The following is a 15,644-nucleotide window of genomic DNA, read 5'->3' as shown; positions in this document are numbered from 1 at the left end:
CAAATCCGCTAAAACCCACGCATTCCCAAAGGCTTCAGAGTTTTTCACGGGCGACTATCTGGTGGAATCCCGGCTTCAACAGGCCTGCGATGCAGGCGTCCTGGGTGCACGCAAGGAACTGGGCGCGATCGTGGACTTCGACCCGGACATCGACGGAGCAGCAGTCATCAGCAAGGGCACGCGCTTCTTCAACGCGAACTTTGCCGACGGCATCTACAACTCCGTCGACCGAGACTTCGTGATGACGCTGGAGGACGATCAATCCGTCGGCGGCATTGCGTCCGTGATCCTTCCCACCGACATCATGCAGTTCTTCGGCAAGGACGAAATTGCCATTTCCGTAAATTGCCGCGCCGAACTGAGCGTGCCCAACACCGACATCATGATGGCTCTCGATGTCACCGGCTCGATGGCCGAGAGCAACCCCGACGACACCTCGCCCAAGATCGCCGTGCTGAAATCGGTGGTGAAGGGCTTCTACGCCACCATGGAAGCAAATCGCCAGCCACAAAGCCGGATTCGCTACGGCTTCGTTCCCTATTCAACAAACGTGAACGTCGGCGGCTTGCTCAAGGACGAGTGGGTCGTCCCGCAGTGGCGCTATCCATCGCGGACCCTGGTTGGCACCAGCGGCAGCGGCGGGCTTTATGGCTATTACAGTGCGGTCTCTCCGGTCTCCGGAACCTATTACACCACCACCTCGACGTTTGCCGCGACAGAGGCCGGTGGCGGATATACGTGTTCTGCGCCAGCGAATACGCTGACAACGTCGACGCAACTCATGTCCACGACGACCGCCCAAGTGAGCAATCCGTCCGGCACAAGGACAACCTACACCTATAATCGTACGAGGAACGGCAACACCTACTCCGTCTCTCGTTCAGGCAGTACCTGCACGCTTTCCACCACGACCTACGCAAGCTACGTCGACACCTTCAAGTATATCACCGAGCCCAGTCTCGCTTCAGGCAGTTCCTGGCTCTACAAGGATGTGCTGAAGGACACGAGCGACTGGCGCACAGCGTCTAACGGTTGCATTGAAGAGCGATCCACCTACGAGATCGACGACTACGACAATGTCGATCTCGATCGCGCTCTCGATCTCGATATCGACACCGTGCCGACCGCGGGCGCGCCTGACACGCAGTGGCGGCCGATGTATCCTGCCATGATCTATGAGCGCGCCAGGCTCTGGGATGGCTCGGGCAGCTTCACCACCAGCGAAGTCACCACCAACAGCGAGTTCCTTGCTCCTGGCATTGCCGGATTCGCAGCCTGCCCCACGTCAGCGCGCAAACTGCAGGTCTGGGACCAGACCGCGTTTGACAGCTACATCGACGGACTGGTTGCCGCAGGCAGCACTTACCACGACATCGGCATGATCTGGGCGGCGCGATTGCTGTCTCCGAGCGGAATCTTTGCGACCGAGAACGCCGATGTCTCCACCCGCCAGAGGACAAGTCGCCACCTGATCTTCCTGACTGACGGGCAGACCTCCTCGCTGGACATCAGTTACAGCTCATATGGCGTGGAACCGATCGCGCAGCGGCGCTGGAATCCCAGTTCGCCCCTCACGCTAACGCAGACGATCGAAAAGCGGTTTTCCTTCGTCTGCGAGGAAGTGAAGAAGCGCAACGTCACGGTCTGGTTCGTCGCATTCGGCACCGATCTCAACCCGATCATGACCGACTGTGCCGGCAGCGGGCACTATTTCAGTGCGAAAAATGCCGAAGAACTGGAGAATGCCTTTCGGAAGATCGCGCGCTCGATCGGTGACCTGAGACTTGCGCAATGATCAGGCGCAACCAGCACAGCATCGGTACTGATACTGATGGCGCAACGGCGGTGGAATTCGCGCTGGTATCTCCTGTTCTGGTGCTCCTGCTGATGGGGCTCTTCGACATGGGGTACTCGGTATATGCAAACACCATGCTGCAAGGGGCGCTGCAGCGCGCCGCGCGCAATTCCACCGTCGAAGGGGCAGCAAGCACGCTGACCACGATTGATGATGCGGTAAAGGCAGAGGTCCGCCTTGTGGTCCCCGACGCTTCCATCGCGTTTTCGCGCAAGGCTTATGCAAACTTCACGGATATCGGACTGGAGGAAGACTATACCGACGCCAACGAAAACGGCGTCTGCGATGACGGAGAGCCTTACGAGGACGCCAACGGCAGCGGCACTTGGGATCGCGACAGAGGCGCCAATGGCCTGGGAGGAGCGCGCGACGCGGTCGTCTATACCGCGACCATGACCTACAGTCGCAAATTCCCGATGGCGTCATTGATTGGCCTCAGCGAAACAGTGACCAACAGCGCCAGCACGGTACTCCGGAACCAGCCCTACGATGCCCAGAAAAGCCGGGCGAAACTCGGGAACTGTACATGAAGCGGGTTATCGAACGCCTGGCGGGCCTGGTCCGCAACAGCTCCGGCGTCGCGGCGGTGGAGCTCGCTCTTGGGGCGCCACTGGTGCTAACTCTCGGGCTGTGGGGAGCGGAACTGGGCAATCTTGCCATCACTCATATGCGTGTCAGCCAGCTTGCCATGCAACTGGCCGATAACGGGTCACGCATTGGCGACGAGTCGATGCTCGAAAACCTGAAGATCTACGAAAGCGACATCAACGACCTGCTGGTTGGCGCCAACATCCAGGCGGGCAAGCTTGATCTGTTCGAGCATGGCCGCGTGGTCATCAGCAGCCTCGAGGTTGTGCCCGGCACTGAAGATACGCAATACATCCACTGGCAGCGCTGCAAGGGTAAGCGGAACTTTCAATCGTCGTACGGTGGTGAGGGAACGGGAACCGACGGCTCGCTGTCCGGAATGGGGCCAGCAGGGGAGGAAGTGACCGCGACCGAAGGCGATGCGGTCATTTTCGTCGAGATCGAGTACGCGTACCAGCCCCTCGTCAGCCAACGCTTCGTACCCGATGCCGTGATACGGACCACCGCAACTTTCAACGTCCGTGCGGATCGGGACCTGACCCAGATCTACCAACGGAACGCCGCAGCGCCGAACCCCATCGCACGATGCAACGTCTATGACGGATACCACTGAATGCAGAAGGGCGCCGGATCGCTCCGGCGCCCCTGAACTTTCAGCGGATCCACCACTTCAGCGGTAGCAGACCTTCCGCACGGCAGCCGCGATCTTGCTGGCGTCGATCAGGGCCAGCTTTTCGAGATTTGCCGCGTAAGGCAGCGGCACATCCTCGTCGCACACGCGCAGCACGGGGGCGTCAAGGTGATCGAAGCCCTCTTCCATGCAGATCGCGATGATCTCGGAAGCGATGGAGCAGACCGGGAAGCCTTCCTCGGCCACGACCATGCGGTTGGTCTTCGCCAGCGAGGCGAGAACCGTTTCCTTGTCGAGAGGGCGAAGCGTGCGAAGATCGATCACTTCCGCATCGATGCCTTCGGCGGCAAGCACTTCGGCTGCTTCGAGCGCGAAGCCGACGCCGATCGAGTATGAAACGATCGTGACATCCTTGCCCGGACGAACGATGCGCGCCTTGCCGATCGGCAGGACGAAATCATCGATCTGCGGCACGTCGAAAGTGCGGCCATAGACCAGTTCGTTCTCGAGGAAGACAACCGGATCCTCGCTGCGGATGGCCGCGCGCAGCAGGCCCTTTGCATCGGCGCTGTCATAGGGGGCGATGACGACGAGGCCAGGGACGTTGGCATACCACGGACCGTAGTTCTGCGAGTGCTGCGCACCGACGCGGCTGGCAGCACCGTTGGGGCCACGGAACACGATCGGGCAGCGCATCTGGCCACCGGACATGTAGTTGGTCTTCGCGGCCGAGTTGATGATGTGATCGATCGCCTGCATGGCGAAGTTGAACGTCATGAACTCGATGACCGGGCGAAGGCCGCCCATGGCAGCGCCTGCGCCGATACCGGCAAAGCCATACTCGGTGATGGGGGTATCGATGACGCGCTGTGGGCCGAACTCCTCGAGCAGACCCTGCGTTACCTTGTACGCGCCCTGGTACTCGGCCACTTCCTCGCCCATCACGAAAACGCGATCGTCGGCACGCATTTCCTCGGCCATGGCATCGCGAAGCGCTTCGCGAACCGTGGTCGGAACCATCGCCGTGCCAGCGGGAAGCTCGGGATCGGCGGCCGGCTTGGCATCGCTCTTGGGCGCGATCGCGGCCGCTGCCTTGGCCTTGGCGTCCTGTCCGGCAGGCGCTTCGCTTTCGGCTGCCTTCTGTTCGACTGCGGGTGCGGCTGCAGCTGCAGGTGCCGCGTCAGCCGAATCATCTTCGCCCTTGATGGTCGCAATGACAGTGCCGACCTTCACGCCCTCGGTGCCTTCAGCCACGAGGATTTCACCGATCGTACCCTCGTCGACAGCTTCGAATTCCATCGTTGCCTTGTCGGTCTCGATCTCGGCGAGGATGTCACCCGATTTCACTTCGTCTCCGGCCTTGACCAGCCACTTGGCAAGCGTGCCCTCCTCCATCGTCGGGGAGAGCGCAGGCATCTTCAGTTCGATGGCCATCTCAATAGTTCTCCACCAGCACGTCGGTATAAAGCTCGGCCACATCGGGCTCGGGCGATGTTTCGGCGAAGTCCGCCGACTCGGCGACAACCTGGCGAATGCGCTTGTCGATTTCCTTGATCTTCTCCTCGGTCACACCGCGCTTGAGAAGTTCGGCCTTGGCGCCCTCGATCGGATCGTGATTGTCGCGCATTTCCTGCACTTCCTCACGGCTGCGATACTTTGCAGGGTCAGACATCGAGTGGCCACGGTAGCGATAGGTCTTGAGTTCCATCAGGACCGGGCCATTGCCGGCGCGGACGTACTCAAGCGCAACTTCCGCTGCCTGGCGGACTTCGAGAACGTCCATGCCGTTCACGTCCATGCCCGGAATCCGGAACGCCGTGCCACGGCGATAGAAGTGCGTTTCCGCCGAACCGCGCTTTACCGCCGTCCCCATCGCGTAACCGTTGTTCTCGACCACGAAAATGATCGGCAGCTTCCACAGCGCCGCCATGTTGAAAGTTTCGTAAACCTGGCCCTGGTTCGACGCACCGTCGCCGAAGTACGCCATGCAGACGCCGCCATCGTTGCGGTATTTGTGCGCAAAGGCGAGACCAGCGCCCCGTAGAACTTGTGCTCGGTGCTGAACATATGCATCGAGCCGCCCTTGCCGCGCGAAATGCCAGCGCCGCGTCCGGTAAGCTCTGCCATGATGACCTTGGGATCGATGCCGTAAGCGAGCATGTGGCCATGGTCGCGATACCCGGTGATCACACTGTCGTGCCCTTCCTTGAGGGCGGACTGAAGACCCACAGCGACAGCTTCCTGGCCGATGTAGAGATGGCAGAACCCGCCGATCAGGCCGAGACCGTAGAGCTGGCCCGCCTTCTCTTCAAAGCGGCGAATCAGGACCATCTGCTCGTAGAACTTCAGCAGTTCCTCATCACTGGCATCGTAGCGCTTGTTGTTCGCATGCGCCTGCTGGAGACTCCGCAAGGCGAAGGTCGCTTCTTCGGCTACGTCGGACGCAATGACCGGCTCGGCCCCGACCACGGACGTGGTCGCACGCTTAACGGCTGGTTTCGTGGCAGATGTATTGGCTCTGGGCCTCGGGGACTTCGCCAAGTCTGGGTTTCCTTTTCTGGCAGCCTCGGGTTCCGTAGGGTCAGGAACGCACAGGCGAGCCTATACCTTAGCACAGCCCGTTCGCAACGCTGTTCGGTCAATACGAAGCTATTATGGATACCTATGCAAATTCCGCGAACCGTTTTGGCTCGCAGTTCGCGGTCGCACAAATGCATGGACTGCCAGAAACGAAAAGAGCCCGCGCTAAGGCGGGCTCTTTCGAGAGACGGTGATGGCGCACCCGGAACGATTCGAACGTCCGACCCTCAGATTCGTAGTCTGATGCTCTATCCAGCTGAGCTACGGGTGCTTGGGAGACGCGCCTTTAGGGGGCTGATTCACCTTTGGCAACCCCCAAGCAGAGGAATTACCGCCTGGGCCAGCGGAATGTCCAACGGGGGCATCGGCAGACCTGCCAGTTCCTCGGCGCCTACCCAGCAGATTGCGCTCCCAGCTTCCTTCGCCATCGCCACGCCACTCCAGATTCGCGCGCCATAGAGCAGAAGGAGGATCTGCCGGGAACTCGAAGCAACTGCATCATGCGCAAAGGAAATCGGAAACAGGGCTTCTGCGTCGATCGCAAGGCCGAGTTCCTCGTCGATTTCCCTTACAACCGCTGCAGCGAGGTTTTCCCCCGCCTCCACCTTGCCGCCTGGAAACTCCCAGAGGCCGCCGTGCTGCTTGTTCGGAGGGCGTTGATGCATCAGCACGCGCCCTTCCCGATCAAGGATCGCAACCGCCACGACGATCATGACTGTCGAGAATCTTTCCATTCCGCGCGCGTATCAACCTTTTCTTAGGAATGCCAGCGTAGACCAACCTATGCCGCAACCATGGAAACGGAAATGAAGACCCTTCTTCTCAAAATCTTCCGTAACCTGAGCGGCGCTACAGCTGTCGAATACGGTTTACTTATCTCGTTGATCGGCCTTGCTGCCACCTTTGGCATGAAGAACTTCTCCGACGCTCTGTATAACCTGTACGTCACTGTAGATCGACGCACTGACTTGCGAACGAACAAGGATTAACCAGTCCTTAGTTTTTTGTAAGTAAGACAACGAATGCTCGCTCCGGGGACAAGATGGGGCGGGACGGGAAGAATGAAGCACCACCTCTAGGAGACCGAACATGAAGCTTTTCCGTGACCTGCTCGCCAACAACGAAGGTGCAACCGCGATCGAATACGGCCTGATCGCTGCTCTCGTCGCTGTTGCTGCCATCAGCGCCATGACCCAGCTGGGCAACTCGCTGGAGAACACGTTCACCACTGTTGGCGGCAAGATGGACAACGCAGACACGCTTGCGCAGTAAGCACCTGCTGAACGGCTCCACAGCCGATTAAAAACGGAGAGGCGGTCGCGATGCGGCCGCTTCTTTCGTTTGAGTGCGTGGCGCAGGAGCGCGCTTCCTCACGCGCTAGGCAGCATCAGTAAACTACGAGTTTGACCTTCTGATCCGGGACGAGCCGGCTGCCGGAAGTGAGACCGTTCAGCACCAGGAACCGTTGCAGCGGCTGGTCGGTATAGGCCATCCGCTTCGCCAGGGATTCGACAGTGTCGCCCGATTTTACAGTTACCACCGACAGCCGGCGAGGCTTGACCGCCGATGCTTCGGTTGCACTGATTCTCCGGATTGATCGGAACATGGTATCGAACTGCGAGGCTTGCCCAGCCTGGCTGATGGTCGTGAAGTGATAGGCCTGCTGCGGGCCGAACTCATAGGCGAAGACGACAACGTCAACTTGCCCATTGCCGCTGTTGACGCGTGCCGCGCCATAGACGGCGGGGATGCCGTTGACCGTGGTCCGTTCAAGCGTTGCAGGTGCGAGCTGCTGTTGGCTGGAAAGCTTGGTGAAGACCGAGCGCACGTAATTCTCGAGATTTCCACTGTAGGCTGCGGTCGAAAACTCGCCCTTCCCGCTTTGCCCGGAGATGGAGACCGCTCGAGTGCCATTTACGAGGTAGAAGCCATTGGGTGCCTGGAAGGCAAGCCGCAGAGCGGGATGCACGAAGCTGGAACCATCGACGATGCCTTGAGCAGGATCATCCCCATAGGTCAGCCCGTTGATGCCAGCGAGGAAGGTGTCCCGGTTCGTTCTTCCCGTCGTGTTGCCCGCTCGGGTTAATGCTGCCCGCACGCGGGACGCCGGATCAGGGTGGGTGCTGGCCCACTCCGGCACCTGATTCGTCGTCCCCTTCACGCTGGCATCAAGTGCATTCTGGTTGGCAAGGCTTTGCAGAACCGTCGACATTGCGCGAGGATCGTAACCTGCCCGCTGAAGATAGGTGATCCCGAGGTTGTCCGCTTCGGTTTCCTGGCCGCGCGAGTACTTGAGAGTCAGCAACTGGCTGCCGGTGGAAAAGATCTGCTGGCCAAGCTGACCAAGGGCGCTGTTACCAAGCAATGCTCCCGACAGAATCGATCCCAGCGCTCCGAGCAAGGAATTGCGAGTCGCCTGGCTTTCGCGCTTGGCCGCGTGGCGTGCGGCTACGTGACCGACTTCATGGCCCAGCACGCCGGCCAGTTCGGCCTCATTGTTCATCAGCGCCGCAAGCTGACGCGTTACGTAGACATAGCCACCGGGGATGGCGAAGGCATTGTTGACCGGGGAATTCAGCAAGGTGACGGTGAAATCACCGCGTGCGTTGCTGAGGCCGGACTGGATCGCGATATTCTTGCCCACCGTTTCGACATAGGTGGCCTGCGCCCCCGTCATCGCTCCGCCAAATTCCTGAAGCAGTTGTGGATGCGCCTCGGCGCCCTGCTTCTTGTCGGCTGCGCTGATAGCCTGCGTCGCGCCTTGCGCGCTTGCCGGACTGCCAGTTTGACTGACACATGCAGGCAGAGACGACATCGCGATGACTGACACAGTCAGAAACGCTGCACGCGAACGGCGGAATAACGGCATCTTCAACTCCCCAAGGCGAAGGTCTAGCGGGACGCGAGTGCAGAACACCCGCCCGCTACGGGACTGGTCCGATAACCGTCTTGTCGCAAATCCGGTTCCCGAGCGCCAGATGGCGCCCGCGATCAGGCGCCGATGCGCAGGAAGCGTTCTGCCCGGATCTGGCGCAGCTCGTCCGCCGGCTTTCCGACCAGCGCATCGAGCTCTTCGCCGATGGCCTTGCCCAGGAGCGCACAGGTCGCGTCAGGATCGCGGTGCGCTCCACCAACAGGTTCGCGCACGATGCGGTCGATCACGCCAAGCGAAAGCAGATCCTGCGCCGTCACCTTCATGGCCTCTGCCGCATCTGCAGCCTTCTCGGCCGTACGCCACAGGATAGAGGCACATCCTTCAGGAGAAATGACCGAATAAACGGCATGTTCAAGCATCAGGACGCGTTCTGCGCTTGCCAGCGCCACTGCGCCGCCCGATCCGCCCTCGCCCACAATGGTCGCCACCATCGGAACGCCCAGCGCAAGACAGGCCTCCGTTGACCTTGCGATTGCTTCAGCCTGACCGCGCTCTTCCGCCTCTACGCCCGGGAAGGCGCCAGAGGTATCCACAAGCGTCACGACAGGCAGCCCGAATCGGCTCGCCATTTCCATCAGCCGGATCGCCTTGCGATAGCCTTCGGGCTTGCCCATGCCGAAGTTGTGGCGAATGCGGCTTTGGGTATCGTTGCCCTTTTCATGGCCGATAAGCATGACCCGGCGACCATCCAGCTTGGCGAAACCACCGACGATCGCCTGATCTTCACCGAACAGACGATCCCCGCCCAAAGGCATGAAATCCGTAAAGATCTTCTCGACGTAGTCCTTGAAATGCGGACGTGAAGGGTGCCGTGCAACCTGCGTCTTCTGCCAAGGGGTCAGCGCCTTGTACGTGCTGGCGAGCAATTCGGCCGACTTGCTTTCAAGCCTGCGGATCTCGGACGAGATGTCGATGTCTCCGCCCTGCGCAGTCTGGCGCAGTTCGGCGATGCGGGCTTCCAGCGCGGCGACCGGCTTTTCGAACTCGAGGTAGGAAATCATGGCCAATCCGCTAGGCGCGAGCGCGGATTTGGTCAACTCCGGGCAAGCGGATGACGCTGGTTTACGAGGGCGACCAGACGCGCGGAATCAACGTGGGTATAGATCTGCGTCGTTGCGATATCTGCGTGGCCCAGCAAGGTCTGCAACACGCGCAGGTCAGCGCCGCCCTCCAGGAGATGGGTGGCGAAGGCATGGCGCAGCACATGCGGGCTGACCTTTTCCGGGTCCAGGCCAGCCCGAAGCGCCAAATCCCTTAGCAACTGGAACAATCGAACGCGCGACAGGAACCCACCTCGCGGCGATGGGAAGACGAATCGCCCGCCCCCTCCCCGCGCTACCAGCCAATCGGACAACGCCTTCACGGCCCGGGCGGAAACCGGCACCATCCGCTGCGTCCCTCCCTTTCCCGTGATCGTCAGGAACGGTGCATCACGAGGCACCGCCGCCACCGGGAGCGAAACCAGCTCAGTCGCTCGCAGGCCAGACCCGTAGAGAAGCTCCAACAGCGCCAGCATCCGCAGACCCTCCGGAGTCCGGGACGCGGCATCCTCTTCCGCCTGCCTGAAAAGAGCGCCGATCTCCTCATGGCCGAGCAGGCGGGGGAGAGGGCGTCGGGTCTTTGGCCGTGGCAAGGCGCCGGACGGATCGTCCTCTCTCACCCCTTCGTCGACAAGGAAGCCGTAGAACTGCCGCAAAGCCGAAGACTTTCGTGCCAGGGAGGCAGGCGCCAGGTCCGCGAAGGCGACCGAAAGCCGCGAAATGTCTTCGCGCGTTGCTGTCGACAAGCACCCGATCGCCTCGGCCGCACCCGCAAGATCGCGGCGATAGGCGGCGATTGTATTGGGTGCCGCTCCGCGCTGGACAGCCAGCATCGACAGAAAATCTTCGACTGCAGGCTCTGCCCTGGCTTTCACCCCCTTAGACGCGAGCGACGGCTTCGGCAGCAATCATGCGCGCCTCGTTACCGAGCCCGACACGGTGCAGGGCCGACACCACATGATAGAGGTGCAACGGGGTCATCCGGCCCCAGCCATCGCCCTGCATGCCAAAGGCCGCAAGCAAAGCCACCAAGGCCTGATTGTTCGACGCCGCAGCCTGATCGATCGCCCGGGTCCAACGAGTCTGCCGGTTGAAATCAACGCCCAGCTTGCCTGCAAAGTCGCGCGCGACGGCAGGGTCGACCCGCTCGAGCCCCATCATGCCCGCAAGCAGGAAGCGCGATCTGATCGCGTTATCGGAGTCGTCATTGTCAGCGAATGCGTTCAGCCCTTCAGACCCAGTCCGGTTCGCCCGGCCCGGATTTGACAGGACCAGCAATCCCCAGGCCTCCGTTCCAACCGGGCAGAACGGTGCCCATTTTATCGCGTTGCGATCGAGTCCGGCGGTCAGCATCGACGAAATCAAGGGCGCCGCGCTATCGGCCAGTGCCTCGGAGGGGACCATCCGTGCTGATGCATGAGATGTCAGGACCAGCCCTGCATAGGCCCGCTCCGGATCATTGCCATCGCCCCACAGGCTGCGGATCGCGTCAAGCCGGTCTTCCTGCGCCTCGGCCACATAGGCGGTGCGCAGGGTCGCTGCCCGCTGGGTCCATTCATCCTCAGTGGCGTCTGCTGCCTCGGCATCGCGCTGAGCATAGATCGCGCTGTAGAGGTCGATCAGTGACCGCGACGACAGTACGCCACGTGCAGCGCCAACATCGGCAGCCGCGGCCCGTGAATAAATGGAGAGCATCGGCGCCCGCGCCGCCAGCAAGGCATAGTTCTCGCCAGCCTTCTTGCGCAGGTCCTCCGGAGGCTCAAGCCCTGTGGCAAAGGACATGCCGATGCTCCAGGGCGTCAGTGCCTCCACATCGTTCCACTCAATCTTGACAGCACGCCGCGCGTTCGTTGCCGCTCCAGCGAACTTCTGTGCCAGCAAGATGTCGATCTTGGTTCCGGTTCCCCTGCGCAAGGCCTTGTCGAGCGTGGCCATCGCAGTCGAACCTTCATCGGTGAAGGCAGAACAGATCGCACGTGAAAGTTCCCAGTCCCACCCGGGCCGGCCTGCTGCAGTGAGTGCTGTGATGGGACACAGCCCGACGGGATCCGCCGTGGCAAGGAAGCTCGCCATCGCCGCATCCTCGAGACCACGGGTGAAATTTCCGCTGTCGACCGATTGCACCATCGCCCGCGCCGCGTCCGCCTCGCCCATGCGCAGCAGCAGCTGCGCACGCATCGCTGCCCAGTCCGCCCCGTTCATGCCGACAGGTGTTGCCAGCCTGCTGGCAATCACCCTGCGTGCGAGGATGTGGCCCCAGCGCGACACGAAGCGTCCGCGCATCTTCGTGATCACGCCCTCGACGAACGGGCCGTTGAGGTAATGCGTCGAGCCGACCGGGAAGCCGCCATCGCTCTGGTCGATCACGCCCACGACATCGAGGCTGCGCCGTCCGGCCGGCGGAATGTCCGATTTGGGCCTCGCCGAATCTATCAGCTTGGCGAGCAGTGCCGGGTCGATCGAATCGAGCAATGCCTGATCGCTGAGACCGCCCCCGGTCGTGGCTACGGGTTGCACCGTGTCGGGCAACGGTTGCACGACGGGCGAAGCTGTCGGCATGGGAGCCGCCGATCCCGAAGCAGCTGGACGCACTGCCGCGGGAGCCGCGTTGCGTGCCGGTGCCGGTGCCGGTGCTGGGGCGCTGGATCGCTGTGGCGCGGGGCGCGTGGGCGCAGGAGGGTTATCAAAGCCCGGTGGGAGCAGGGATTCCTGCGCAAGCAAGGCCCCGGACAGGGAAGCCAGGGCAGCAACGCCGCCCAGCCAGAACGTCATCCTTCCGGACACCCGCCTGCTCACTGCGCATTGCCCCCGACCGGAGGTTCGCCGACCGGCTGTTCAACCCACTGCATCGGCTGTGTTCCACCGCTGATCCAGATCACCGTCAACAAGGCCACCACTACAACTGCTGCCAGAGCGACCACGGCAATCCTCTTCATTCAACCACCCGGTACCAGACGACAAACCCTTTTGCACCGCCGTGCAGTCGAGGCGGTGCTTGCAACGGGCACTAGCGCAAGTATAGGCGGCGCGGCAATGGAACATGACGCGCATCCGCTTAGCTCGTCCGAAATCGCCCGCATCGCGCGGCGGATTGCACGACCGTTGGTGCTCGTCGGCATGATGGGTGTGGGAAAGACGACCGTCGGCAGAAAGCTGGCGACAATGCTGCACCTGCCTTTCCTCGACGCGGACGAAGAGATCGAACGCGCCGCACACATGCCGATTCCCGAGATTTTCGCGACATATGGCGAACAATATTTTCGCGATGGTGAGCGTCGCGTCATCGTTCGCCTGATGGGCACGGGCCAACACACGGACCGCAAGGTGCTCTCCACCGGCGGCGGCGCATTCTGCAATGCCGAAACCCGCGCACTGATCCTTGAAAAAGGCATTGCAGTCTGGCTCGACAGCGACGTCGAAACCCTTGTCGAGCGGGTAGGCCGGAAGGACAACCGCCCCCTCCTTCGGTCGGGAGACCCGCGCGAGATCCTGGCTCGCCTCAAAGCAGAACGGGAACCGTTCTACTCCCAGGCACCGATTCACGTCACCAGCAGTGCGCAGCCGCATCATGTGACTGCCGACAAGATACTCAAGGCAATCGACAAATGGCTGTGATCCCCGTCGCCATCGCTGGCGTCCCTTACGAAGTGCGCATCGAGGCAGGGCTGCTGCCCAATGCGGGCCAGCATTGCCGGCCATTCCTTCGCAAGGACCGTGTTGCCGTTGTCACCGATGCGAACGTCGCCGCAAACTGGCGCGAAGTGGTTGCGGCCTCATTCACGGCTGCAGGCATCCGCAGCGAATGGCTCGTTCTGCCCGCCGGCGAAAGCACCAAGAGCTGGCAGTGCCTCGCCGAAGTTGTCGACTGGCTGCTGGCACTGGAAGTCGAGCGCAAGGACAACATCGTTGCCCTCGGCGGAGGCGTGATCGGAGACCTGACGGGATTTGCCGCCTCGATGATCAAGCGGGGCTGCGGGTTCATCCAGATTCCCACTACGCTCCTTGCCCAGGTCGATTCCAGTGTCGGGGGCAAGACCGCAATCAACACGCCCGCCGGCAAGAACCTGGTTGGCGCATTCCACCAGCCCTCGCTGGTACTCGCCGATCCGCTGGCCCTCGACACGCTGCCCTTGCGCGACACCCGTGCAGGCTACGCCGAGGTCATCAAGTACGGCCTGATTGACGACGCGCCCTTCTTTGAATGGTGCGAGGCCAATGGGACAAGGTTGCTCGCAGGTGACAGCGGCGCGCGGGAAACCGCAATTGCCAGGAGCGTTGCAGCAAAGGCCCGGATCGTCGCCGCAGACGAGAAGGAGACTGCCGGAGTCCGCGCGTTGCTGAACCTGGGCCACACCTTTGGCCATGCGCTGGAAGCGGAGACCGGCTTTTCGGACCGCCTGCTCCATGGGGAAGGCGTTGCCCTGGGCACGGTACTCGCCGCGCGCTTCTCGGCACGTCGAGGGCTGATGAACGGACAGGATGCGCGTCGGATAGCGGCCCACATGGAAGCGGTCGGCCTGCCATCATCGTTGCAATCGCTTGGCCTCGCCTGCGATGGCCGCCGCCTGGTGGGCCACATGCTGCACGACAAGAAAATGGACGCAGGCACCTTGCCCTTCCTGCTGATGCGGGGGATCGGGCAGACATTCCTTGCAAAGGACGTCGACCTCGCCGACGTGGCAGCGTTCCTCGATGAGGAATTGCGCGCCTAGGCAGCGTCCACGGGGATCAGGTCGATCACCTCGAAGTCCGGCAAGATGGCCTGCCGCAGCAAGGTGCGATGGCAACCGTGTGCCTCGCGCTCATAGCAGAGCAGAGCAACCTTCCGCTCGCTTGCCATGTCGGCCAACCTGGCACCGGCCACTATCGCTTCGGGAAGTTCGAGCTGGCCCTCGTAAATCCGCTCGAGAGTTGCGTGATCGTTGCGCCGTGCCGCCGCGCGTCCTTCGGCCGGGGTTCCGAGCGCCTTGAAATGCACATACTCGATTCCGGCGTCGCGCGCATTTGCCGCCAACGCCGACTTTGAGAAGCCCGGCCTGCGAGACAGAGGAAGCGCCCGGACATCGGCAAGCACCTCAACGCCCGCCTCACGCAGCGCTTTCATCACCGCAGGCACGGTTGCCTGCTCATAGCCGATAGTCCAGATCCTGCGGGTGGTCATACCCCTGAAGTGGGGTAGACCATCCGCATATCAAGGGTTTACTTGCCGGTGAACGCCGCCTTGCGCTTTTCAAGAAACGCCTTTCCACCTTCGGCCGCATCGGCGCTGTCGCCGGCTTTCCATTGTCCTTCGGCTTCGACGAGCAAGGCGCTGGCGTAGTCCGCTTCAAGCGCCTTGGCGATGTTCTGCCGCATCACGCCGAGGGCAACCGTTGGCCCTGCTGCCAGTCGGGTAGCCAGAGCCATCGCCTCGTCCTGAAGAGCGGCATCGTCCACAGCCTTGTAGATCAGGCCCCAGCTTTCTGCCTTCTCCGCTCCGATCTTCTCGCCCAGCATCATCATCTCGGTGGCACGCGCCTTGCCGACGAGACGCGTAAGCATCCACGAGGCGCCCCCATCGGGCACGAGCCCAATGTTGACAAAAGCCTGGAGGAAGTAGGCGCTGCGGGCGGCGATCACGAAATCGGCTGCCAGCGCTATCGAGCATCCGACGCCTGCCGCAGGTCCATTGACCGCCGTGACCACCGGAACCGGCAGGCGCGATAATGCAAGCATCAAGGGATTATAGGCCTGCGTCAGCGCAGTGTAGGCACCTCGCCCGCCTGCAATCGAGCGATCACCCCGCGCGGCAAGATCAGCGCCGGAGCAAAACGCGCGGCCCTCTCCGGTGATCACGACGGCACGTGCTCCACCGAGATCGCTGACGGCATTGGCCAGTTCAAGCGCCATGTTCGGCGGACAGGCGTTCAGCCGCTCCGGCCGGTTCAGCACGATCTTGAGGACATCGCCTGCACGCTCGACGCGAATGGTCTCGTATTCCATCTGGGCACCTTCTCCTTCGGCATCCGCATTCAT

The 15,644-nt window shown here is 61.8% G+C and carries 16 protein-coding genes, 1 tRNA gene and 1 pseudogene; 7 read left to right on the top strand and 11 right to left on the bottom strand.

The genetic code is table 11. From position 1 onward, the window contains the following. The 3 genes from AX703_RS20775 to AX703_RS20765 all read left to right on the top strand — a co-directional run. On the top strand, positions 1–1,795 hold a 1,795-nt coding region (locus tag AX703_RS20775), incomplete at its 5' end, for a hypothetical protein (protein ID WP_231735645.1). Then, positions 1,792–2,385, top strand: a complete 594-nt coding sequence (locus tag AX703_RS20770; protein ID WP_062346838.1) for a TadE/TadG family type IV pilus assembly protein — start codon at positions 1,792–1,794, stop codon at positions 2,383–2,385. The genes AX703_RS20775 and AX703_RS20770, both read left to right, overlap by 4 nt. After that, positions 2,382–3,056, top strand: a complete 675-nt coding sequence (locus tag AX703_RS20765; protein WP_062346836.1) for a TadE/TadG family type IV pilus assembly protein — start codon at positions 2,382–2,384, stop codon at positions 3,054–3,056. Before AX703_RS20770 ends, AX703_RS20765 begins: the two co-directional genes overlap by 4 nt. A 57-nt stretch (positions 3,057–3,113) precedes the next feature. On the opposite strand, the gene AX703_RS20760 is transcribed toward AX703_RS20765, so the two are convergent. The 4 genes and pseudogenes from AX703_RS20760 to AX703_RS20745 form a co-directional block, all read right to left on the bottom strand. Further along, positions 3,114–4,508: a pyruvate dehydrogenase complex E1 component subunit beta gene (locus tag AX703_RS20760; RefSeq protein ID WP_062346834.1), complete on the bottom strand. Its 1,395-nt coding sequence runs from the start codon at positions 4,506–4,508 to the stop codon at positions 3,114–3,116. Position 4,509: 1 nt separating this feature from the next. Further along, positions 4,510–5,405: pseudogene (gene pdhA / locus AX703_RS20755) on the bottom strand (pyruvate dehydrogenase (acetyl-transferring) E1 component subunit alpha). A 443-nt stretch (positions 5,406–5,848) separates the two neighbouring features. Then, positions 5,849–5,925 (bottom strand) — tRNA-Arg (locus tag AX703_RS20750). A 28-nt stretch (positions 5,926–5,953) separates the two neighbouring features. Beyond that, a complete protein-coding gene (locus tag AX703_RS20745; protein WP_082734716.1) occupies positions 5,954–6,388 on the bottom strand; it encodes a (deoxy)nucleoside triphosphate pyrophosphohydrolase in 435 nt (144 codons plus the stop codon). Between the two features lie 72 nt (positions 6,389–6,460). Here AX703_RS20745 and AX703_RS20740 point away from each other — a divergent pair, with 72 nt between their 5' ends. Then, positions 6,461–6,643 (top strand): Flp family type IVb pilin, encoded by a 183-nt coding sequence (locus AX703_RS20740; RefSeq protein WP_156452151.1) that lies wholly within the window; start codon positions 6,461–6,463, stop codon positions 6,641–6,643. A 100-nt stretch (positions 6,644–6,743) separates the two neighbouring features. After that, complete coding sequence (locus tag AX703_RS20735; RefSeq protein ID WP_062346830.1) at positions 6,744–6,926, top strand: Flp family type IVb pilin; 183 nt, start codon at positions 6,744–6,746, stop codon at positions 6,924–6,926. 115 nt (positions 6,927–7,041) lie between these two features. On the opposite strand, the gene AX703_RS20730 is transcribed toward AX703_RS20735, so the two are convergent. The 5 genes from AX703_RS20730 to AX703_RS28055 form a co-directional block, all read right to left on the bottom strand. Continuing rightward, positions 7,042–8,469: a M48 family metalloprotease gene (locus tag AX703_RS20730; RefSeq protein WP_231735644.1), complete on the bottom strand. Its 1,428-nt coding sequence runs from the start codon at positions 8,467–8,469 to the stop codon at positions 7,042–7,044. A gap of 176 nt (positions 8,470–8,645) precedes the next feature. Beyond that, the gene (locus AX703_RS20725) at positions 8,646–9,590 is read right to left on the bottom strand and encodes an acetyl-CoA carboxylase carboxyltransferase subunit alpha (protein WP_062346828.1); all 945 of its coding nucleotides are present in this window, start codon (positions 9,588–9,590) and stop codon (positions 8,646–8,648) included. 32 nt (positions 9,591–9,622) lie between these two features. After that, positions 9,623–10,462: a tyrosine recombinase gene (locus AX703_RS20720; protein WP_062346827.1), complete on the bottom strand. Its 840-nt coding sequence runs from the start codon at positions 10,460–10,462 to the stop codon at positions 9,623–9,625. A 46-nt stretch (positions 10,463–10,508) separates the two neighbouring features. Further along, positions 10,509–12,188 carry a hypothetical protein gene (locus AX703_RS20715; RefSeq protein WP_231735643.1) on the bottom strand — a complete coding sequence of 560 codons (1,680 nt, stop codon included), beginning with the start codon at positions 12,186–12,188 and terminating at the stop codon, positions 10,509–10,511. Between the two features lie 233 nt (positions 12,189–12,421). Further along, positions 12,422–12,565, bottom strand: a complete 144-nt coding sequence (locus AX703_RS28055) for a hypothetical protein (protein ID WP_197423791.1) — start codon at positions 12,563–12,565, stop codon at positions 12,422–12,424. 97 nt (positions 12,566–12,662) lie between these two features. On the opposite strand from AX703_RS28055, the gene AX703_RS20710 reads away from it, so the two are divergent. Beyond that, a complete protein-coding gene (locus AX703_RS20710) occupies positions 12,663–13,244 on the top strand; it encodes a shikimate kinase (protein ID WP_039332172.1) in 582 nt (193 codons plus the stop codon). Then, a complete protein-coding gene (aroB, locus tag AX703_RS20705) occupies positions 13,235–14,341 on the top strand; it encodes a 3-dehydroquinate synthase (RefSeq protein ID WP_062346823.1) in 1,107 nt (368 codons plus the stop codon). The genes AX703_RS20710 and aroB overlap by 10 nt, the downstream gene beginning before the upstream one ends. Here aroB and AX703_RS20700 read toward each other — a convergent pair. Together AX703_RS20700 and AX703_RS20695 are read right to left on the bottom strand one after the other, a co-directional pair. Further along, a complete protein-coding gene (locus tag AX703_RS20700; RefSeq protein WP_062346821.1) occupies positions 14,338–14,790 on the bottom strand; it encodes a DUF488 family protein in 453 nt (150 codons plus the stop codon). The genes aroB and AX703_RS20700 overlap by 4 nt on opposite strands. 38 nt (positions 14,791–14,828) lie before the next feature. Beyond that, positions 14,829–15,611 carry an enoyl-CoA hydratase-related protein gene (locus tag AX703_RS20695; protein ID WP_062346884.1) on the bottom strand — a complete coding sequence of 261 codons (783 nt, stop codon included), beginning with the start codon at positions 15,609–15,611 and terminating at the stop codon, positions 14,829–14,831. Positions 15,612–15,644: the final 33 nt, after the last annotated feature.

It is taken from the genome of Novosphingobium sp. CCH12-A3 (assembly GCF_001556015.1).
Lineage (GTDB): Bacteria > Pseudomonadota > Alphaproteobacteria > Sphingomonadales > Sphingomonadaceae > Novosphingobium > Novosphingobium subterraneum.
Note: the sequence above shows the minus strand (reverse complement) of the source record. Positions and strands in the feature narration are given on the sequence as shown.